Origin of the sequence: Hymenobacter plasmatis, assembly GCF_020711255.1 — a bacterium.
Taxonomy (GTDB): Bacteria; Bacteroidota; Bacteroidia; order Cytophagales; family Hymenobacteraceae; genus Hymenobacter.
Genome location: NZ_JAJFAW010000012.1, coordinates 130,667 through 149,316, shown reverse-complemented (window position 1 = coordinate 149,316; position 18,650 = coordinate 130,667). Strand labels below are relative to the sequence as shown.

The window sequence follows — 18,650 nt, the reverse complement described above, 5'->3', positions numbered from 1 at the left end:
CGAAGCGCTAAGCCGGGCACTCGTGAAGTAGCGGCTCAGAAGTAGAACCACCTAAACCGAGTTCTGCAACAGCCACGGTCGGAAGATAAACGCGTCTTTGTGCAACTGCCGTAGGTTTGCGCCTTCACCCAACTGAAAATAACAATGGAGCAAGCGGATGCTGATGCTGGCGTGTGGGTCTTTCACGGTTCGGGCAGCCGGTTTGCCAGCGGGGTGTTTACCACGCGTGACCAGGCTGAGGCGTGGATTCACCAGCATGACCTAACTGGCGTATTAACTCGCTACCCCATAGACCAGGGCGTGTATGATTGGGCCAAAGAAAAGCAGCTGTTCCAGCCCACGGAGCCGGAACACACCGAGGCCGCCTTTATCCAACGGTTTACCTCCGGCAGCCAGGAGCATTTCCACTACGACCCCGACGACATTGGGTGAATAAGGGACTGCCGTTCGCCAAAGCAGTTGTTCTTTCGGCTTCTCTTATGATTATTCAGAAACAACTCCTGCTGCCGGCCATGGCGCGGGGCTTTCACCTCATCACCGACCACGTACTGCGCGAGCTGCCCGAACTGGGGCGGCTGCGGGCCGGCCACTGCACGTCTTCCTGCAGCACACCTCGGCCAGCGTGTACCTGAACGAGAACGCCGACCCGACGGTGCGCCACGACTTCGAGCAGTTCTTCAACCGCCCCCCCCGAGCAGGCGCCTTACTTCCGCAACACGGCCGAGGGCCCCGACGACATGCCGGCCCACCTCAAAGCCGCCCTGCTGGGCAGCAGCGGCACGATTCCCATGGCCGGCGGCCGGCTGGCCCTGGCCCCCCACGGGCTAGCGTGTACGAGTTCAACCTTATTTACTGAGACGAGATAGTGGCCCGGGTTTTCCAGTACATCTAAGCTCAGCTACCTCGAAACACTGCGCCAGGCACCGGGTTGCTTAAATAGTAGTTATGGCCTGTTCCGGATGAAAGCGCTGCGTTTGACCTTCTTCTAATCACCAGATTTTGTCATGGAAGCTCCCCCGCTCCCGGGACCCGATTTTGGGGTAGCCGGCATTGCGCTCACCGACCTGGCCGAGGGCGCCCTCGTCCGCGGGCATGCCTTCGGGCAGCCGGTGCTGCTGACGCGGCAGGGCGAGGAGCTGCTGGCCGTCGGGGCGCAGTGTACCCACTTTGGGGCGCCGCTGGAAAAGGGCCTGCTTGTAGATGGCACGGTGCGCTGCCCCTGGCACCATGCCTGTTTCAGCTTGCGCACAGGGGCGGCCCTGCGGGCCCCGGCCCTCAACCCGCTGCCCTGCTGGACGGTAGAGCGCCGCGACGGGCGGGCCTACGTGACCGGCAAGCAGGAACGCGACCCGCTGGCCCCCTCGCCCGTGACGGCCGTGCCTTCCGGCCACCCCAAGACCATTGTCATTATTGGGGCCGGCGCGGCGGGCAACGCGGCCGCCGAGATGCTGCGCCGCGAAGGCTACCAAGGCCGCCTCACGCTGCTCGACAGCGAAGCGGACGTGCCCTACGACCGCACGAACCTCTCCAAAAGCTTTTCCCCCGATGACGAGCAATACATTGCCCTGCGGCCACCGGGCTTTTATGCCCAACACAATATTGAGCTGGTGCACGGGGAGGTAACCTCGCTCGACGTGGCGGGCCGCCGCGTGCTGCTGGCCAATGGCTCCGCGCACGCCTATGAGGCGCTGCTGCTGGCCACCGGGGCCGAGCCCGTGCGGCTGGACATTCCCGGCCACGACCTAGCCCACGTGCACGTGCTGCGCTCCCTGGCCGACCACCGCGCCATTATGAGCGGGGCCGCTCAGGCCCGGCGCGCCGTGGTGCTGGGGGCCAGCTTTATTGGGCTGGAAGTGGCGGCAGCGCTGCTGGGCCTTGGGCTGGAAGTGCACGTGGTGGCCCCCGACGAAGCCCCCCTGGCCAAGGTGCTCGGCCCTGAGCTGGGCGCCATGGTGCGGGCGCTGCACAAGGAAAAAGGCATCCAGTTTCACTTGCAGCAAACCGCCGCCACCATTGAAACTGATGCGGTGGTGCTCCAAAACGGCGAGCGGCTGCTGGCCGACCTGGTGGTGGCTGGCATTGGGGTGCGCCCCCGGCTGGCGCTGGCCGAGGCTGCCGGCCTGGCTCTGGACCGCGGCGTGCTGGTGGACGAATACCTGCAAACCAGCGTGCCGGGCATCTATGCCGCCGGCGACATTGCCCGCTGGCCCGACCCGCACACCGGCCAACGCATCCGGGTGGAGCACTGGGTGGTGGCACAACGCCAGGGCCAGACCGCGGCCCGCAACCTGCTGGGCCAGCGGCAGCGGTTCGACGCGGTGCCCTTCTTCTGGAGCAAGCACTACGCCCTGTCGATTCGCTACACTGGCCACGCCGAAAAGTGGGATGGGCTCGTGGTGGACGGGCCGCTGGCGCAGCGGGCCGGGAGCGTGGCCTTCGTCGGGCAGGGCCAGACGTTAGCCGTGGCCAGCGTAAAGCGCGACCTGGATAACCTGCGGGCCGAAGTTGCACTGGAAAACCACGACGAGGCCGCCCTTACGCAACTCTTACATAGGCCACTGGAACCGGCGCAAGCTCTGCCGGCTCCTTCATTGCCTACGCAGAAGCCATGAAACGATTTGAAAACAAGGTCTGCCTCATCACCGGCGGCAGCTCCGGCATCGGCAGGGCGACGTCGCTGCAAATGGCGGCCGAAGGGGGCAAGGTGGCCATTCTGAGCCGTTCTCAGGATGAAGGGCAGGCCGTGGTGGCCGAAATCGGCCAGGCCGGCGGGCAGGCCGTGTTCCTGCAGGCCGACGTGGGAAACCCCGAGCAAGTAAAGGCCGCGGTGGACGAGGTGCTCAACAAGTGGCAGCGGGTGGATGTGCTGGTGAATGACGCAGCCATGATGACCTTTAAACCCCTGATTGAGCTAGCCGTGGAAGAGTGGGACCAAGTGATGGCCGTCAACCTGCGGGCGGTGTTTCTGCTGTGCAAGTACTGCATCCCCCACATGGAGCAGGGGGCCATTGTCAACGTCAGCTCGGTGCATGCCCACGAAACCACGCCCAATGTGATTCCTTACGCCGCCAGCAAAGGCGCCATGGAGGCCTTCACCCGGGGCGTGAGCCGGGAGTACGACATCGGGAACGTGCGCATCAACAACGTGGCCCCCGGCGCTGTGGATACGCCCATGCTCTGGGAAAACCCCAACGTGAAAAGCGGCCAGGAAAAAGTGGAAGGCGCCGTGGGCCGCCCCGAGGACATTGCCGAGGTGATTTGCTTTCTGGCCTCCTCGCAAGCGGCCTTCGTGAACGGCGCCACCGTGGTGGCCGACGGCGGCCGGCTCAATATTTTGTAGCGGCCTGTGCCGGGCCACCCGCGGCTGTTTTCTTAACCCCACGCCCTGATTCCCATGGCTACCTCCTTTTTAACCGAAATTAAAAAGCACTTTGGCGCCAGTCATTACCCCGGCGACGAATACGGCGGGGCCGGGGGCACCGTGGGCAGTGGCTTGCCCAGCGGCGCGCCCGGCAACTTCATGTTTGCCACCGGCATTGAGTGCAGCTACCCCACCATCGACACCGGCCGGACCCGCCGCGACTTGCTGGCCGAATGCGACCACTACAACCGGTACCGGGAAGACCTGGAGCTGGTAAAGGAAATGGGGCTGAAGGTGCTGCGCTGCGGGAGCAGCTCAACATTCCCATCATGCACGACGACCAGCACGGCACGGCCATCATCTCCTCGGCCGCGCTGCTCAACGCGCTGGAGTTGGTGGGCAAACGCATCGAAGACGTGCGCGTGGTGGTAAACGGCGCGGGCGCCGCGGCCGTCTCCTGCCTGCGCCTGTACGTGGCCCTGGGCCTGCGCCGCGAAAATATTGTGGTCCTGGACACCACCGGCGTGATTACGACGCAGCGGCCCACGCTCAGCCCCGAAAAACGCGAGCTGGCCACCGACCAACCGCTGACCACGCTGGCTGAGGCGCTGGCCGGAGCCGATGTGTTCATTGGGCTTTCGGCGGCCAACATGCTGCCGCCCGCGCTGCTGCTCACCATGGCCGCTGACCCCATCGTGTTTGCCTTAGCCAACCCCGACCCGGAAATTGCCTACCACCTGGCGCTGGCCACTCGCCCGGATATTGTGATGGCCACCGGCCGCTCCGACCATCCCAACCAAGTGAACAACGTGCTGGGCTTCCCCTACATTTTCCGGGGCGCGCTCGACGTGCGCGCTACCGAAATCAACGAAGAAATGAAGCTAGCGGCGGTGCACGCCCTGGCCGCGCTGGCCAAAGAGCCCGTGCCGGCCGCCGTGCACGAGGCCTATTCCGACGACTCGCTCGCCTACGGGCGTCGCTACCTCATCCCTACGCCGCTCGACCCGCGCCTACTGTTTACAGTTGCACCGGCCGTGGCCCGCGCCGCCATGGCAAGCGGCGTGGCTCAACAGCCCATCACCGATTGGGATGCTTACGCCGAGGAGCTGCAAGCCCGGCTGACCGGGCCTATGGCAGCGGTTGTACAACCCTTAGAAACGACCAGCTCGGCGCCCATTTTGTAACCGCAGGTGCTGGAATGAGGGTTGCTAGCATAGTACCAAGCGTGCTTTTGGACACAACATAGCCTTTCCTCACAGCAGGTAGTGCAACGGCAGCAAAAAATAAAACCCCTTCTATCTGCAATAGAAGGGGTTTTTCGTGGGCCCAACTGGAATCAAACCATTGACTGCTGATTATGGGTTAGCGAAGGTAGATTGCGAAACCTAATCCATGGCTGTTGCTGAATTATGGACGTGTTCTTCCATTAGCCTGTTGAACTGGCTCCACTTCAACAATGGTATTTGCCTTCTTTATTTCGCCTAAGAAGCATCCTTAATTTACTGTTCTGATAGGTACGCGCGTGGGTCCACCGTTGTCGGAAAAGAAAATCTTGCTTTCGTTAATTTATGCTGCATATCGAAAATCAGAATAGCGATGAGCGAAGTAAACCGCATTCTGGCTCAACTAGTCGAAAGGAATAAGACGCCCTCGGTGCAGTATGTCTTTTTCGATAAGGACAGTACAATAGAACACTGCCAGTTGGGTTATGCGGATGTAAGCCACCAAATACCAACGACTGAGCAAACTACTTACCACGCGTATTCGGTCACGAAGACATTTACGGCATTGGCCATTCTGCAATTAGCAGAACAGCAAAAACTTGAAATTGAGCAATCAGCAAGGTGCTATTTGCCCGATTTCCCCTACTCGCCGGAAATCACGATTAAGCAGTTGCTGACGCATTCTGCCGGTATTCCAAATCCTATTCCGCTGAACTGGATACACCTGGAAAGTGAGCATACCGCTTTTGATAGAAATGCCTTTTTCAAAAAGGTGTTTCTCCAAAATTCCCGGCTTCGTTCAAAACCAAACGACCAATTTGCTTATTCAAATCTGGGCTACGTTTTACTTGGTCAAATTATTGAGCAAGTGTCCGGCCTGAGATATGAGGACTATGTTCGCACGCATATTTTAGCGCCTCTAAAGCTAAAAGCCAGCGAGATTGAATTTGCGGTAGCCGGGGCTAGCCTGCACGCGAAGGGGTATCACAAGCGAACCAGTTTTTCTTACCTCCTCCTGGGATTTCTGCTCGATAAGCGAAAATACATGGCCCCAGCGGAGGGCATCTGGAGGCCGTTTAAAACGTTTTATGTGAACGGCGCATCGTACGGCGGCTTAATCGGCACGGCACAGGCCTTTGTCCGGTACCTTCAAGAGCTAATAAAAAGCAATTCAGTGCTGATTTCTGACGACTACAAAAAGGAGTTATTTGTCGAAAACCACACCAACTCTGGTCAACGTACCGGCATGTGTCTGGCGTGGTTCCGGGGGCAGTTGCAGGGCCATGAATATTTTGCTCACGCCGGCGGAGGTGGCGGATATTATTGTGAATTGCGAATATATCCTGCCAAGGAAATGGGCAGCGTGCTCATGATGAACCGAACCGGTTTCAAAGACGAGCGTTACCTAGATAATTTAGATAAATTTTTGATTTACATGCAATAACGCTGCAACACTTGCGGTAGAAAGATGATATTAGTATCGTCCTTGCATGGAGAATTCAAAACCTAGTACTGCACCGGAACTGAAAAATTCGTGAATGAGATTGGTTTTCAATCCCATCCCGTTACGAAAACTCCAGCCGAAAAGCGGTGCCTACGCCCGGGCCCGATTGTACCTTGATACTGCCCCGGTGCAGGTGCATTATCTGCTTGGCCAGGCTCAGGCCAATGCCCGTGCCCCCGCGCCGGGTGGTGAAAAAAGGAATGAAAATGCTATCCAGGACCTCGGCCGGAATGCCGGCGCCGTTGTCGAATACCTCGATGGCGGCGCGCCCGGGCTCTGGCTCAGTTGCGCGCAGCTCAATCCGGGGCTGCGGGCTCTGCTGTACGGCGTAGGCCGCATTGAGAACCAAGTTGATGAGGACTTGTTCGAGCAGGTGGACGTCGGCTTGCAGGCACAGGTCTGCAGGCTCTACAGTGAGTACCAGCTCAATACCTTGCGTTTCAAGCTGTGAGCTCATCAGGCGGCGAATGTTATTGAACAGCTCCTGTACCTCGACTGGGGCTAGCACCGGCGGGCTGATGGTGCTGAAGTCGCGGTAGACCTGCGAAAACCGAAGCAGACCCTCGCTACGATTCTGAATTATGCCGATGCCTTCCACCACATCGGCCAGCAATTCCCGCTCGGGTGGGGCCAGGGCGGTGGCTTGCTCCAGCTCCCGGCTCAAGTCGCGCCGGAGCGAATCGGCCAGCGAGGCAATGGGCGCTACCGAGTTCATGATTTCGTGGGTCATCACGCGCAGCAGCTTTTGCCAGGCTTCGGCCTCGGTTTCGTCGAGGGTGTGGCTGACGTTTTTGAAGGCCACCAGCGTAAACGCCCGGCCCTGCAGCCGGAAGGTGGTGGCGGAGAGCAGCAGCTGCATGGTTTTTTGGCCCACCGTCAGCTTCACCACCGTGGACTCGCCGGGTTCCAGGCGGCTGATGGCCTCGTAGAGCACTGGCAAGCGCTTTTGCAGGGTGGAGAGACGCTTGAGAAAAGGCAGCTCCAGCGTCCGCTTAAACGACTCGTTAATGGATTCGACCTGCCCCTCGGCATCGTAGGAAATGATGCCCGTGTCGATGAGCTGCAGCACCGTTTGCAAGTACGTAAACTGCGCTTCGCGCTCCACGCTGAGCTGCCGAAACGTAGTACTGAGCTCGTTGAATACCACGTGCAGCGGCCGCAGGGCCCGGTTGGGGTGGGCCTCGTTGTGGTGCTGCGAGAAGTCGCGGTACTTCACCGCCAGCAGGAAGTCGGCCAGCGCCTGGCTGCCGCGCGTGACGTGCCGGCCCAGTTCCCACACCGCCGCTACCAGGAGCAGCACCGCCAGCGCCAGCAGCCCGTATTTGCCGTGCTCCAGCGCCCGCTCGGCCCCGTAGACGAGGGCGAACAGCCCTAGCAGCCGCGCCGCGATGCCCAGTTCCAGCCGCTTAAAGGTCATGTTTTTCGAGGCGGCGGTAAAGGGCCGTGCGCGTTAGCCCAAGCTCCTTGGCGGCCTTGGTGATGTTGCCGTGGTGCCGCTCAATCACGCGCATGATGGTGGCTTTCTCTACTTCGCTGAGCTGCAACGGGCCTTCTGAGGAAGTTGAGCTGGCTGCGGGAGTGGCGGCTTCCATGGCCGAGAAGTGAAAATCCTGCGGCCGCAGCACCTCGCCTTCGGCCAGAATTACGGCGCGCTCCACGGTGTGCTGCAGCTCCCGCACGTTGCCGGGCCAGCTGTGCTGCTGCAGCTTCTGCAGCGTGGCGGGCGCAAAGTCGGGCGTGGGCTTGCGGTTGCGGGCGGCGTACAGTCCGGCAAAGTGGCGGGCCAGCAGCAGCACGTCGTCGCCGCGGGCGCGCAGGGGCGGCAGCGTGATTTCCACGGTGTTGAGGCGGTAGATGAGGTCTTTGCGAAAGCGCTGCTGGGCGGCCAGCTCGTAGAGCGGCGCGTTGGTGGCCGAAATCAGCCGGATGTCGACGGGCACGGGCACGTTGCTGCCCACCGGAATCACCTCGCGGTTTTGGAGCGCCGTGAGCAGCTTGGCTTGCTGGGCCAGCGAGATGTTGCCGATTTCATCCAGAAACAGGGTTCCGCCCGAAGCCGCCGCAAACCGGCCAATCCGGTCTTCGCGGGCATCGGTGAACGAACCCTTTTTGTGCCCGAACAGCTCACTTTCGAATATGCCTTCGCTCATGGCCGCCAGGTCGGCCGTAACAAAGGGCTTGGCGGCCCGGAACGACCTTTGGTGCAGGGCTTTGGCCACCAGCTCTTTGCCAGTACCGTTTTCGCCTAGCAGCAGTACGTTGGCCTCAGTGGGCGCCACTTTCTCGATTTTGTGGAACACCTCCTGCATGGCCTCAGACTCGCCCAGCAGGGAAAACTCGGCGAAGGAAGCCGGGCGCCGGGCCGCGGGTGCGGGGGTGGCCTTGCCGGCTTCCTTGGGCTCCAGGGCTGCGGCCAGGGTTTCGAGCAGTTGGGCATTGTGCCAGGGCTTCACGATGAAGTCAGTGGCACCGGCTTTGAGGGAGCGCACGGCCGTGCCGATGTCGCCGTGCGCGGTAATCATGATGACCGTGGCCGTGGGGTCTTTTTCGCGGATGCGCCCCAGCCAGTACAGGCCTTCGTTGCCAGAACCGAGGGTGCTTTTATAGTTCATGTCCAGAAAAATGGCATCGAAATGCTGCTTGCTCAGGAGCGAGAGCAGCAGCTCGGGGTTCTTTTCCGTCACCACTTCCTGCACCTCGGGCTTGAGCAGCATGCGCACGGCAAACAACACGTCCGTGTCATCGTCTACCACCAAAACACGTGCTTTCTTGAGAATCATGAATTCAGTAAAACTAATCGACTTGAGACCCCAGCCCATTGCGGACGCAAAGCACGCATTCCTGGAGCGGTTTCGGCATTTACACGTCAGACAGTAGCGCGGACTGTAGCGCGGACTTTGTAGTCCGCGTCCCCGCGCCGTTCGTGTGTTATTCGGGTGTCCGCCGGGGACGCGGACTACAAAGTCCGCGCTACTGGTCGCGCTACAATGAAACAGCCCTAGCCACAATTGTACTAGTTTCTAAAAACGGCCTGCCAAGCATCTGGCGGCAACTTTTTAGCCCAACTGGTTCGGGCCAGTGTATCAGAAGCGGACAGCAGGTGTATCAAAAACGTACGATTTTGGCGCCGTTAATAAACGTCTTAAAATTAAATAACTCACAATCAATAAATTACTCATTTGGCATCGTTCTTCGTGTGCATTGGCACGGGCCTATTAGTAAGGCTGCCAAGCACATGGATGTACTGATTGAAAAAAAGACCTGGACCCCGGCCAAGCTCCTCCTGCTGGGGGCGCTGGTGCTGCTGGTGGTGGCGGTAGCTGCCAGCCTGCTGTCCTCGGCCGGGCCGGCTACGCTGAATGTAGACCCGGAGCGGCTGACCATCAGCACGGTTTCGCGGGGGGCATTCCAGGAGTTTGTGCCGGTGGATGGCGTGGTGATGCCCATCAAAACCATCTACCTGGATGCGCCCGAGGGCGGCACGGTGCAGCGCATTCTGGTGGAAGACGGCGCCACGCTCACGGCTGGTCAGCCCATCATTCAGCTCGCTAATACGGACCTGCAGCTGGAAATGGTGAACCGCGAAACGGCGGTGTTCGACCTGATGAACAACCTGCACAACACCCGCAACCTGCTCCAGCAAAACCGCATTCAGCAGCTCAACCAGCAGGCCGACATCGACAACCAGCTCCGCGAAGCCAAGCGCGTGTACGACCTGAACAAAACCCTTTACGACCAGAAAGTCATTGCCCGGCAGGAGTACCAGCAAACCAAAAATGCCTACGACTACCAGCTGCGCCGGCGCCAGCTCAGCCGCAAGGCCCTGAACCAGGATTCGCTGGCCATGCGCGAGCAAATCAACCAGATGCAGCAGTCGGTGACGCGCATGCAAAGCAACCTGGCCCTGATGCGCCGCAAGCTGGAGGACCTGACCATCAAGGCGCCGGCGGCCGGCCGCATCACCTCGCTCGATGCCGAAATTGGGGAACTGAAAACCCGGGGCCAGCGCATCGGCCAGCTCGACATGCTCACCGGCCTGAAGGTGCGCGCCACCCTCGACCAGTACTACATCTCGCGCATCTTCCCCGGCCAGAAAGGCGAGGTAACGGTGAACGGCAAGTCCTACGAGCTGCGCGTGAAGAAGATTTTCACCCAGGTAACCAAGGGCGTGCAGGTCGACATGGAGTTTGTGGGTGCTGCCCCGCCCGACCTGCGCCGCGGCCAAACCCTGCCCGTGCGCCTGGCCCTGAGCGACCCCACCGTGGCCGTGCGGGTGCCCAAAGGCGGCTTCAACCAGAAAACCGGCGGCAACTGGATTTTCAAGGTGAGCGAGGATGGCACCAAAGCCTACAAAACCGACATCCACCTGGGCCGCCAAAACCCGGACTATTTCGAAGTGCTCGAAGGCCTCAAACCCGGCGACCGGGTCATCACCTCCAGCTACGAAGGCTACGAGAAGATGGGTGAGCTTGAGCTAAAAGCGAAGGCGCAGTAGCCTCTAAGCCACATAAGAATTGAGCTAAAACTGAGCACGCATTGAGCTAAAAAGAACCGTCATGCTGGGCGCAGCCGAAGCATCTCTACCACGAGAGTAAATCAATGGTGAGTGCTTTCGCTTCGCTGCAACGAAGCGGTAGAGATGCTTCGACTACGCTCAGCATGACGGTTCTAACAGGCGCTACAATCCGTCCTTTTTTCTGAAATAATACCACACCGCTTTTCTCACCTTCTGCAAAAAGTACTTATCCACTCAACCCGCAGCCCCTACTCCGATGATTAAAATCGAAAACCTCGAAAAGATTTACCGCACGGAAGAAGTGCAGACCAAAGCCCTCAACAACGTGTCCATCGCCGTGAACGAAGGCGAGTTTGTGGCCATCATGGGGCCTTCGGGCTGCGGCAAGTCCACGCTGCTCAACATTCTGGGTTTGCTCGATGAGCCCGATGCCGGCAGCTTCACGTTTGCGGGCACCGAAGTCGCCCACGCGCCCGAGCGCCGCCGCGCCGAGCTGCGCAAAAAGCACATCGGGTTTGTGTTCCAGAGCTTCAACCTGATTGATGAGCTCACGGTGGCCGAAAACGTGGAGCTGCCCCTCATATACCTGGGGGTGGGCGCGGCCGAGCGCAAGGAAAAAGTGGCCAAGGTGCTGGAGAAAATGCAGATTATGCACCGCCGCAACCACTTCCCGCAGCAGCTCTCGGGCGGGCAGCAGCAGCGCGTGGCCGTGGCCCGCGCGGTGGTGAATGCCCCCCGCCTGATTCTGGCCGACGAACCCACCGGCAACCTCGATTCCAGCAATGGCAACGAGGTAATGGAACTGCTCACCGAGCTCAACGAGGCAGGCACCACCATCGTGATGGTCACGCACTCGGAGCACGATGCCCGCTACGCCCACCGCGTCATCCGCCTGCTCGACGGGCAGGTGGTGCTCGAAAACCTGCAGCCGGCCTTCACGGCCTAACCCTCCCCTCCTGCCCTTTTTTTTGCGCTTACCGCCTCCCGCCATGTTTAAGAACTATTTCCTCGTTGCCTACCGGAACCTCGTCCGGCACAAAGGCTTTTCCTTTCTCAACATTGCCGGCCTGGCCCTTGGCCTCACGGCCTGCCTGCTGATTGGGCTGTTTGTGTACGACGAACTGCAGTTCGACAAGTTTGTGCCCGACGGCGACCGGGTATACCGCGTGTATACCGAGCAAACCAACAAGGAAATGCCGGATACCTACGCCCCGGTGTCGCCGGCGTACGCCACCACGCTCAAGCAGGAGTTTCCCGAAGTGGAGCAAACGATGCGCATTCTGATGCAGTCGACCACCAACCTGCTGGAAGTCGGCGACAAGAAAATCTACTTCGAAGGCGGGCAGATTGTGGATTCTACCTTTTTCGGGGTGTTTCCGCTGGCTTTCAAGTACGGCACGGCGGCCGGGGCGCTGGATGCGCCCACGTCGGTGGTGTTGGGGGAGGACGTGGCCAAGAGCTTTTTCGGCAACGAAAACCCCGTGGGCAAAGAGATAAAAATAGGCAAATCGCCCTTCATCGTAAAAGGGGTGCTGCGCAACGACTTGTCGAAATTCCACCTGAAAATCAATTACCTCATCCCACTTTCGGCGGCGCAACTCCCGGCCAAGCGCATGAAAAACTGGGGGTGGCACCAGTTTTTCACGTACGTGAAGCTGCGCCCCGGCACCGACGCCAAGCAGACCGAGGCCAAGCTGCAGCGCTACATCGCGGAGAAGGTGACGCCAACGCTGAAGGACGGGGAGATGAACGACAAGCCCTTTTTGCAGCCGTTGCACGCCATCCACTTGTATTCATCCACCTTCAAGTACGATTTGTCGGTGAAGGGCAACATCACCTACGTGAAGGCCCTGAGTTTTATCGCGGCGTTTATCCTGCTCATTGCCGGGTTCAACTTCGTGAATCTGGCCACCGCCAAGTCGATGCAGCGGGCCAAGGAAGTGGGTATCCGCAAGACCATCGGGGCCAGCCGCCAGCAGCTGATGGGGCAGTTTCTGAGCGAGACGGTGCTGCTCACGCTGGTGAGCGTGGTGCTGGCCGTGGTGCTCACGGCGCTGCTGCTGCCGTCGCTGAATGCCTTCACCGGCAAAACGATGACGTTTGACTTGCTCCGCAACCCGGCGCTGCTGGGCCTATTGGTGGCCCTGACGCTGGTGGTGGGGCTGGTGGCGGGCTTCTACCCGGCGCTGGTGCTGTCGAGCTTCCAGCCGGTGAAGGTGCTGAAAAGCGCCGTGGTCACGGACGGCATTTTTGGGCGGGTGCAGTGGCTGCGCCACGGGCTGATAGTGGTGCAGTTTGCGTTGTCGGTGTTCCTTATTATCTGCGCCTTTGTGGTCTTCAAGCAGGTGAGCTTCCTGCACAACAAGGACCTGGGCTTCAACCGCGACCAAATCATGTTCTTTCCCATGCGCGGCGACAACATGAACAAGCACTACGACGCCTTCAAAAACGAGCTGGCTCAAGTGCCCGGCGTGGCCTCGGTGAGCATCGGCTACGGCTTCCCGGGCGACCAGGTGGCCGGCGACGGCATTATGATACCCACCAACGGCGAGATGAAAGAGCATCCGTCTACGCAGCTGATGGTGGACTTCGACTACATCAAAACCCTGGGCCTGCAGCTGGTGGCGGGCCGCGATTTTTCGAAAGAGCAGACCACCGACAAAGACCACGCCTTCATCCTCAACGAAACGGCCGTGAAAGAATTCGGCTTTGGCACGCCGCAGCAAGCGCTCGGGAAAAAAGTGCAGTGGAAAGTATGGAGCGACCGGAACCCCGATTCGCTCAAAGTGGGGCAGATTATCGGTGTGGTGAAAGACTTCCACTACAAGAGCCTCTACGACAAACTGGAGCCGGCCGTGCTGCAGATATTCCCCGGCGCCTACTGGAAAGTAGCCGTGAAACTCAAGGGCGAAAACCTCGGCAGCTCCGTGGACGGCGTGAAGCAGGTGTGGGCCAAGTTCAGCCCCGATAGTCCCATCGAGTACAAGTTTCTGGACCAAAACTTCGACGACATGTACAAGGCCGAAGACAAGCTCAAGTCCTTGCTCTGGCTATTCACGGGCATTGCCATTTTTGTGGGCTGCCTGGGGCTGTTTGGCCTGGCTACCTACGCGGCCGAGCGTCGCAAAAAAGAAATCGGCATCCGGAAAGTACTGGGCGCGAGCGTGGGCAACATCGTGTCGCTTTTGTCGAAGGAATTTATGGTGCTGGTGCTGGTGGCCGCCGTCATCGCCTTCCCCGCCGCCTGGCTGGCCATGAGCCGCTGGCTGCAGGACTTCGCCTACCGCATCGACATGCCGCTGTGGGCCTTTCTGGCCGCCGGGTTTATTGCGGCCGTGGTGGCATTCCTCACGGTGGGCTACCAGGCCGTGCGGGCCGCTACTGCCAACCCGGTCAATAACTTAAGGGCGGAGTAGCTGGCTGGCTTACCTCCACCAAGTTGTCGTCTACGTTCCGGTCTATCAGCAGCCGGCGCGGGTCTATCCCGGCGCTGGCGGGCCGCGCCGGCACTCGCACCGTCAGGGTCTGGGTGCCGGCGCGGATTTGGTGCCGGCGCAGGTACAGCGGCTTGCCCAACTCCCCTTCCGGGCCGGCGGCGTACAGCCCCACTTCCACCAGGTCGTGCATCGAAACCGGGGTTTCGGTGCCCAGGCTGTCTACAGTCACCTTTTGCGCCTTGATGGTGAGCGTGACCTGCCACGGCCCCGCTCCTGCCGGCACCGCCCGGGCCGTGCTGGCCTTGAGCTCCCAGAAAGTATTGGCGGCGAAAAGGTCGTGCAGCAGGCCCCGGAGCGAATCGGGCGCCACAGCTTGCAGCTCGCGGTACAAGTCGAGGGAAACCGGCAGCGGTGGCTTACCGGAGCCGTACTGCCGGAGCAATTTCCGCAGAGCACTATTCACAGAGTCTTTGCCGAGGCACTCGCGCAGGGCGTACATCGCAAAAGGGCCCTTGCGGTACACGCCAAAATGGTCGGTGGCCCGCAGCAGCGGAACGCCGGCGCTTTCGCGCGGCGTGAGGTACTCGCGGCGCATCATGTGCAGCAGCCGGCTCAACTGTTCGCGGCCATGGGTTTCCTCTACCACCATCATCGCGCTGTACCAGGCCAGGCTTTCGGTGAGCACCGGGGCGCCTTCCACATCGGCCGGCACCAGCTGATGGCCCCACCACTGGTGGGCCACCTCGTGCGCTACCACGGCGAAGGGCAGGTCCAGCAGCCGCTGGTCTTGTCGGGGACTCACCAGGGCAAAGGCCTCCGTGTACATTATGGTGCCGGGATAAGCCGTGAGGCGCATGCTGCTCCCGGCACCGGGTGTTTCGACCAGCCGCAGCTGGCTGTATGGGTAAGGGCCAAACTGCCGGGTGTAATACGCCAGCGAGGCCTGCACACTTCGCACCATGCGGCTAAGATTGTGGGCGTGGCCGGGATGATAAAAAATTTGAATCGGGACGTGCTGCCAGTGCGCCGTGTGCACGGCATAGCGCCCAGAGAAGATTGCGTAGACGTTCCTTATTGGCTTATCCATAGCGTAGTGGAAGTAGCGGCGGCCCGACTCCCGCCAGGTGCGGCGCAATGTGCCGGGCGCCACCGCCGTCTGGCCTTCCTCGGTGCCGATGGTGGCTTCGAAGCGTATCTGCTCCCGCCCCACCGGGCTCTGCCGGGCGGCGGCATCGTGCAGCGAGCGTACGGCCGGGCGCGTGGGCAGGCGATACTGGCGCCGCGTGGCAGCGTCCGGCAGCTCGCGGCCGGGCTGGTAGCCCACGGCGGGCAGCCAGCTTTGCTCCAGCCAGGTTCCATTTCGCGCCACGGCCGGATGGCTGTCGCTGTTGGCAAACCCGCGCGTACCGATGCGCAGCTCAAAGTGCAGGCGCAGGGTGTCGCCGGGTGGCAGCGGCTGATACAGAGCCAGAATGTGATAGCCAAACTCCTCGTCGGCGAGTACCAGCCGCGCCGGCCGGTCGCAATGAACAGTTGTTATTTGAACATCGGGTGAAGAAACCAGGTGAATGGAATCAATGGCAGTTGAGCCATGGTTCACCAGGCGATAGGTGCCGCTGATGGTGGCCTGGCCCTGGCTGGGGTAGAGCTCCACATGGAGCTTGGTGCCGGTGAGAACCGGCTGAAGCACGTTGCGGTACTGGCCGAAACGGCGCTCGTATGCAGCCTGACGCTCAGCCCGTTTGGCAGTAGGCTGGTAATGATTAAGCACGTTGGTATTGTAGAAAACAAACCCTCCCAGCAGCAGGATACTACCAGCCGAGGCCGCAGCAACCGTAGCGGGCACGCGGGAGAAGCGGCGGCGCGCTTCCCGCATCCGGCCGCCCAGGCCCGGCTCCCGGCCCCGCACCCAAAACAGCATCAGGAGCAGCCCCAGAAGCACGGCCCAGCCAGCCCAATACAGCTTAAACCACACCCACGGCGCCGCAAAGGCCCCAAAACCACCCATATCGGAATACTTCCAGCCGGGGGCCGAGCCGTATACCAGCAAGTGGTGCTCCAGGCCGAACTGGCCCGCGTACGTGATGTAGAGATACACAAGGAATACCGCCAGATGCCCCAGGTACTTGTCGCGCACCAGCACGTGCCCTACCATGGCCACCACCGCAAAGAGTAGGTAGTCCGTCAGGCGGAGGCCGAAAAGGATGCGCAGGTACAGCCCAATTTCAAAATGGTGGTAGCCCTCGAGCAGCTGAATGAGGATTCCCGAAGTCAGGACCACCACTTGCAACGCGAACAGTAACATCAAGAGCCCCAAAAACTTGCCCACGTAAAGAACCCAGTTCGGCACGGGCGAGGCATCGGCCAGGTCGCTCAGGCCGGCGGCGCGCTCCTGCCACACCAGCTGGCCCGCGAAGAGGGTGGTGAAGGCTGCCACCATCATGCCGATAACCACATGCCCCGACAGCATGGCGATGCGCCCCGTGGTGGGCAGGCTGGGTGTACCAAGCTCCCCCTCCAACAGCTCGGGGCCAGCTATCACCATCATCACCGCTGCCAACGGCAAAACCAACGCGCTGCGGCTCGCCAGGATGGCCTGAAAGGACCGCAGCGCAATGGCCAGGGCCTGCCACAGGTGAGCACTGAAAATTGAGCTGAAACTGCCGGCCGGCATAGCAACGGGCACGCTCCAGGTTACCGGGCCCAGCGCGGCAGCAGCCAACTCCAGGCCAGTGCTGCTTTGGGGCACCGCCAGGGCAAGCCGGAGGGCCTGCTGGCTCCTCCCACCGTTTGAAGCGTGGTGCGCAAAACGAAAGCGCAGGAAAGCCAGCCCCAGCCCAGCGGCAGCCAGGCCGAGCCACAAGAGGCGGTTGGTGAGCAGCGGCCCTGCCAGCCCAACGAGCTGAAGGTTTTTTTGGGAGGGCGTCCAGCTGCGCCACAGCGCGCTCAGGCCTGTGAAGCCGGTCGGGTCCAGGTAGGTGCCCAGGGCCCAGCGGCCCAGATGGCCGGCTACAAACTCCTTTGCCACGTTGCTCAGCACAAACAGCAGCACGGCGCCGCCATAGCTCGCCAGCGTACGCCGGCTGAGCACCGCCAGCGAAAACAGCAGCGCCGTGGCCACAAACACATTGGGCAACGCAAAGTTGAGCCAGGCCCCCAGGTAGGCAGCCGGGCGGAAGGGCCCCACAAGTTGGGCATCCATGCCGGGCAGGTACATGGCCATGGCAAGGCCCAGCGGCACGGAGGCTAGTAGCAACAACCCGTTTACGGCACAGGCGCCCAGGAAACGGCCACCCAGGTAGGCCGCCTTGCCGATGGGCGCGGTGTAGTGCAGCGGCGCCATTCGGGTGTGCAGGTCCCGGGTAGCGGCGTCGCCGGCTACTGCGGCCGTAACCAGCAGCCCAAATAAGCTGCTGATGGCCGTGACGGCGGCAATGACGATGGGCGCATTGAAGTAAAAACCACCTTTGCGCGCGGACTGCACGAAAATGAGGGCAATGCCGATGGCCAGGCCCAGGTAGGTAGCCAGGTACACCCAAGTGGCCACGCGGCGGCAATGGTAGGCTACCTCAAAGCGAAAGATTCCCCAGAGCTTCATAGCGCGGTTTCGGGTTGAAAGTGAGGGGCGACCCGGCTGCCGTGACCGGCCATCACGCTGAAGTAGACATCGGCCAGGGTGGGCTCGGCAGCCTCGAACGCGGGCCCCGGCTGCTCGTCGCTGTGCACGTGCACGAGCGTGCGGCCGGCCAGCATTTTGGTGGAGATAATCGTGTGGGCCTGTGCCAGCGCCGGCAATTCCTGCTTGGCCACCAGCCGCCGCCAGATGCGGCCCCGCAGGCCAGCTACTTCGCGCAGCGGCTCACCTTCCAGCAAAATCTGGCCTTTGTTGACAATGGCCATGCGCGTGCACAGCTCGGCTACGTCCTCCACGATGTGCGTGGAGAGCAGCACCACACTGCGCTCGCCCAACTCGCTGAGCAGGTTCAGGAAACGCACCCGCTCGGCGGGGTCCAGGCCGGCGGTGGGCTCGTCTACTATCATCAGGCGGGGGTTGCCCAGCAGGGCCACCGCCACGCCGAAGCGCTGGCGCATCCCGCCCGAGAAGCCGCCCAGTTTCTGCCGGCGCACTTCCCACAGGTTGGTTTGGCGCAGCAGCCCCGCCACCACTTCCCGCCGCGCCCGCCGCCCCCGGATGCCTTCGAGCAGGGCGAAGTAGTCGAGCAGGTCTTCGGCCCGCATGCCGGGGTATACGCCAAACTCCTGCGGCAGGTAGCCGAGCGTGGCGCGCAACTGGTCTTTTTGCCGCACCACGTCGATGCTGCCCAGGTGGATTTCGCCCGCGTCGGGCTCCTGCAGCGTGGCCAGAATGCGCATGAGCGTAGACTTGCCCGCGCCGTTGGGCCCAAGCAAGCCGTACATGCCCGGGGGAATGGTTAGGGTAACGTTTTGCAGTGCCCGCACCCCGTTGGGGTAGGTTTTGGACACATTCTGAATGGTCAGTTCCACAGCTTTGCCTCGTAGGTGGCCGGAACGGGTAGCGGCCCACGCTGCTGGGCTGTCCCTCCGGAATGCAACAAGGTTAGGCACCCCATTCCAGCCCCAAAACCAA

General features: G+C 61.2%; 12 protein-coding genes and 2 pseudogenes. 10 read left to right on the top strand and 4 right to left on the bottom strand.

Annotated features, from left to right (window positions below):
* Positions 1 to 144 precede the first annotated feature (144 nt).
* The 7 genes and pseudogenes from LJ738_RS10930 (at position 145) to LJ738_RS10905 (ending at position 6,028) form a co-directional block, all read left to right on the top strand.
* Positions 145 to 432 carry a DUF7710 domain-containing protein gene (locus LJ738_RS10930; RefSeq protein ID WP_227786355.1) on the top strand — a complete coding sequence of 96 codons (288 nt, stop codon included), beginning with the start codon at positions 145 to 147 and terminating at the stop codon, positions 430 to 432.
* Positions 433 to 479: 47 nt separating this feature from the next.
* Positions 480 to 632, top strand: a complete 153-nt coding sequence (locus tag LJ738_RS21500) for a hypothetical protein (RefSeq protein ID WP_317206798.1) — start codon at positions 480 to 482, stop codon at positions 630 to 632.
* A pseudogene (locus LJ738_RS21495) lies at positions 623 to 866 on the top strand (YjbQ family protein). The gene LJ738_RS21500 and the pseudogene LJ738_RS21495 overlap by 10 nt, the downstream one beginning before the upstream one ends.
* 138 nt (positions 867 to 1,004) lie before the next feature.
* A complete protein-coding gene (locus LJ738_RS10920) occupies positions 1,005 to 2,612 on the top strand; it encodes an FAD-dependent oxidoreductase (RefSeq protein WP_227786354.1) in 1,608 nt (535 codons plus the stop codon).
* On the top strand, positions 2,609 to 3,340 hold the full coding sequence (locus LJ738_RS10915; RefSeq protein WP_227786353.1) for an SDR family NAD(P)-dependent oxidoreductase: 732 nt from the start codon (positions 2,609 to 2,611) through the stop codon (positions 3,338 to 3,340). Before LJ738_RS10920 ends, LJ738_RS10915 begins: the two co-directional genes overlap by 4 nt.
* Before the next feature lie 323 nt (positions 3,341 to 3,663).
* A pseudogene (locus tag LJ738_RS10910) lies at positions 3,664 to 4,482 on the top strand (malic enzyme-like NAD(P)-binding protein); the annotation flags it as partial.
* 475 nt (positions 4,483 to 4,957) lie between these two features.
* Positions 4,958 to 6,028 carry a serine hydrolase domain-containing protein gene (locus LJ738_RS10905; protein ID WP_227786352.1) on the top strand — a complete coding sequence of 357 codons (1,071 nt, stop codon included), beginning with the start codon at positions 4,958 to 4,960 and terminating at the stop codon, positions 6,026 to 6,028.
* A gap of 121 nt (positions 6,029 to 6,149) precedes the next feature.
* Here LJ738_RS10905 and LJ738_RS10900 read toward each other — a convergent pair whose 3' ends face one another.
* Positions 6,150 to 7,505 (bottom strand): sensor histidine kinase, encoded by a 1,356-nt coding sequence (locus LJ738_RS10900; protein ID WP_227786351.1) that lies wholly within the window; start codon positions 7,503 to 7,505, stop codon positions 6,150 to 6,152.
* Positions 7,495 to 8,868, bottom strand: a complete 1,374-nt coding sequence (locus LJ738_RS10895) for a sigma-54-dependent transcriptional regulator (protein ID WP_227786350.1) — start codon at positions 8,866 to 8,868, stop codon at positions 7,495 to 7,497. The genes LJ738_RS10900 and LJ738_RS10895 overlap by 11 nt, the downstream gene beginning before the upstream one ends.
* Before the next feature lie 455 nt (positions 8,869 to 9,323).
* Between LJ738_RS10895 and LJ738_RS10890 the strand changes: the two genes are divergently transcribed.
* The 3 genes from LJ738_RS10890 (at position 9,324) to LJ738_RS10880 (ending at position 14,020) form a co-directional block, all read left to right on the top strand.
* Positions 9,324 to 10,583, top strand: coding sequence for an efflux RND transporter periplasmic adaptor subunit (locus LJ738_RS10890; protein ID WP_227786349.1), 1,260 nt, complete (start codon positions 9,324 to 9,326; stop codon positions 10,581 to 10,583).
* A gap of 277 nt (positions 10,584 to 10,860) precedes the next feature.
* A complete protein-coding gene (locus tag LJ738_RS10885; protein WP_227786348.1) occupies positions 10,861 to 11,550 on the top strand; it encodes an ABC transporter ATP-binding protein in 690 nt (229 codons plus the stop codon).
* Positions 11,551 to 11,593: 43 nt separating this feature from the next.
* Positions 11,594 to 14,020, top strand: coding sequence for an ABC transporter permease (locus tag LJ738_RS10880; RefSeq protein WP_227786347.1), 2,427 nt, complete (start codon positions 11,594 to 11,596; stop codon positions 14,018 to 14,020).
* Here LJ738_RS10880 and LJ738_RS10875 read toward each other — a convergent pair.
* Complete coding sequence (locus tag LJ738_RS10875) at positions 13,998 to 17,639, bottom strand: M1 family aminopeptidase (RefSeq protein WP_227786346.1); 3,642 nt, start codon at positions 17,637 to 17,639, stop codon at positions 13,998 to 14,000. The genes LJ738_RS10880 and LJ738_RS10875 overlap by 23 nt on opposite strands.
* A complete protein-coding gene (locus LJ738_RS10870) occupies positions 17,636 to 18,547 on the bottom strand; it encodes an ABC transporter ATP-binding protein (protein WP_227786345.1) in 912 nt (303 codons plus the stop codon). The genes LJ738_RS10875 and LJ738_RS10870 overlap by 4 nt, the downstream gene beginning before the upstream one ends.
* Positions 18,548 to 18,650: the final 103 nt, after the last annotated feature.

Coding starts and splice junctions, on each gene's coding strand:
- LJ738_RS10900 (WP_227786351.1), bottom strand. CDS start 7,505: ATGACCTTTAAGCGGCTGGAACTGGGCATCGCGGCGCGGCTGCTAGGG.
- LJ738_RS10895 (WP_227786350.1), bottom strand. CDS start 8,868: ATGATTCTCAAGAAAGCACGTGTTTTGGTGGTAGACGATGACACGGAC.
- LJ738_RS21500 (WP_317206798.1), top strand. CDS start 480: ATGATTATTCAGAAACAACTCCTGCTGCCGGCCATGGCGCGGGGCTTT.
- LJ738_RS10875 (WP_227786346.1), bottom strand. CDS start 17,639: ATGAAGCTCTGGGGAATCTTTCGCTTTGAGGTAGCCTACCATTGCCGC.
- LJ738_RS10920 (WP_227786354.1), top strand. CDS start 1,005: ATGGAAGCTCCCCCGCTCCCGGGACCCGATTTTGGGGTAGCCGGCATT.
- LJ738_RS10890 (WP_227786349.1), top strand. CDS start 9,324: ATGGATGTACTGATTGAAAAAAAGACCTGGACCCCGGCCAAGCTCCTC.
- LJ738_RS10885 (WP_227786348.1), top strand. CDS start 10,861: ATGATTAAAATCGAAAACCTCGAAAAGATTTACCGCACGGAAGAAGTG.
- LJ738_RS10915 (WP_227786353.1), top strand. CDS start 2,609: ATGAAACGATTTGAAAACAAGGTCTGCCTCATCACCGGCGGCAGCTCC.
- LJ738_RS10905 (WP_227786352.1), top strand. CDS start 4,958: ATGAGCGAAGTAAACCGCATTCTGGCTCAACTAGTCGAAAGGAATAAG.
- LJ738_RS10930 (WP_227786355.1), top strand. CDS start 145: ATGGAGCAAGCGGATGCTGATGCTGGCGTGTGGGTCTTTCACGGTTCG.
- LJ738_RS10880 (WP_227786347.1), top strand. CDS start 11,594: ATGTTTAAGAACTATTTCCTCGTTGCCTACCGGAACCTCGTCCGGCAC.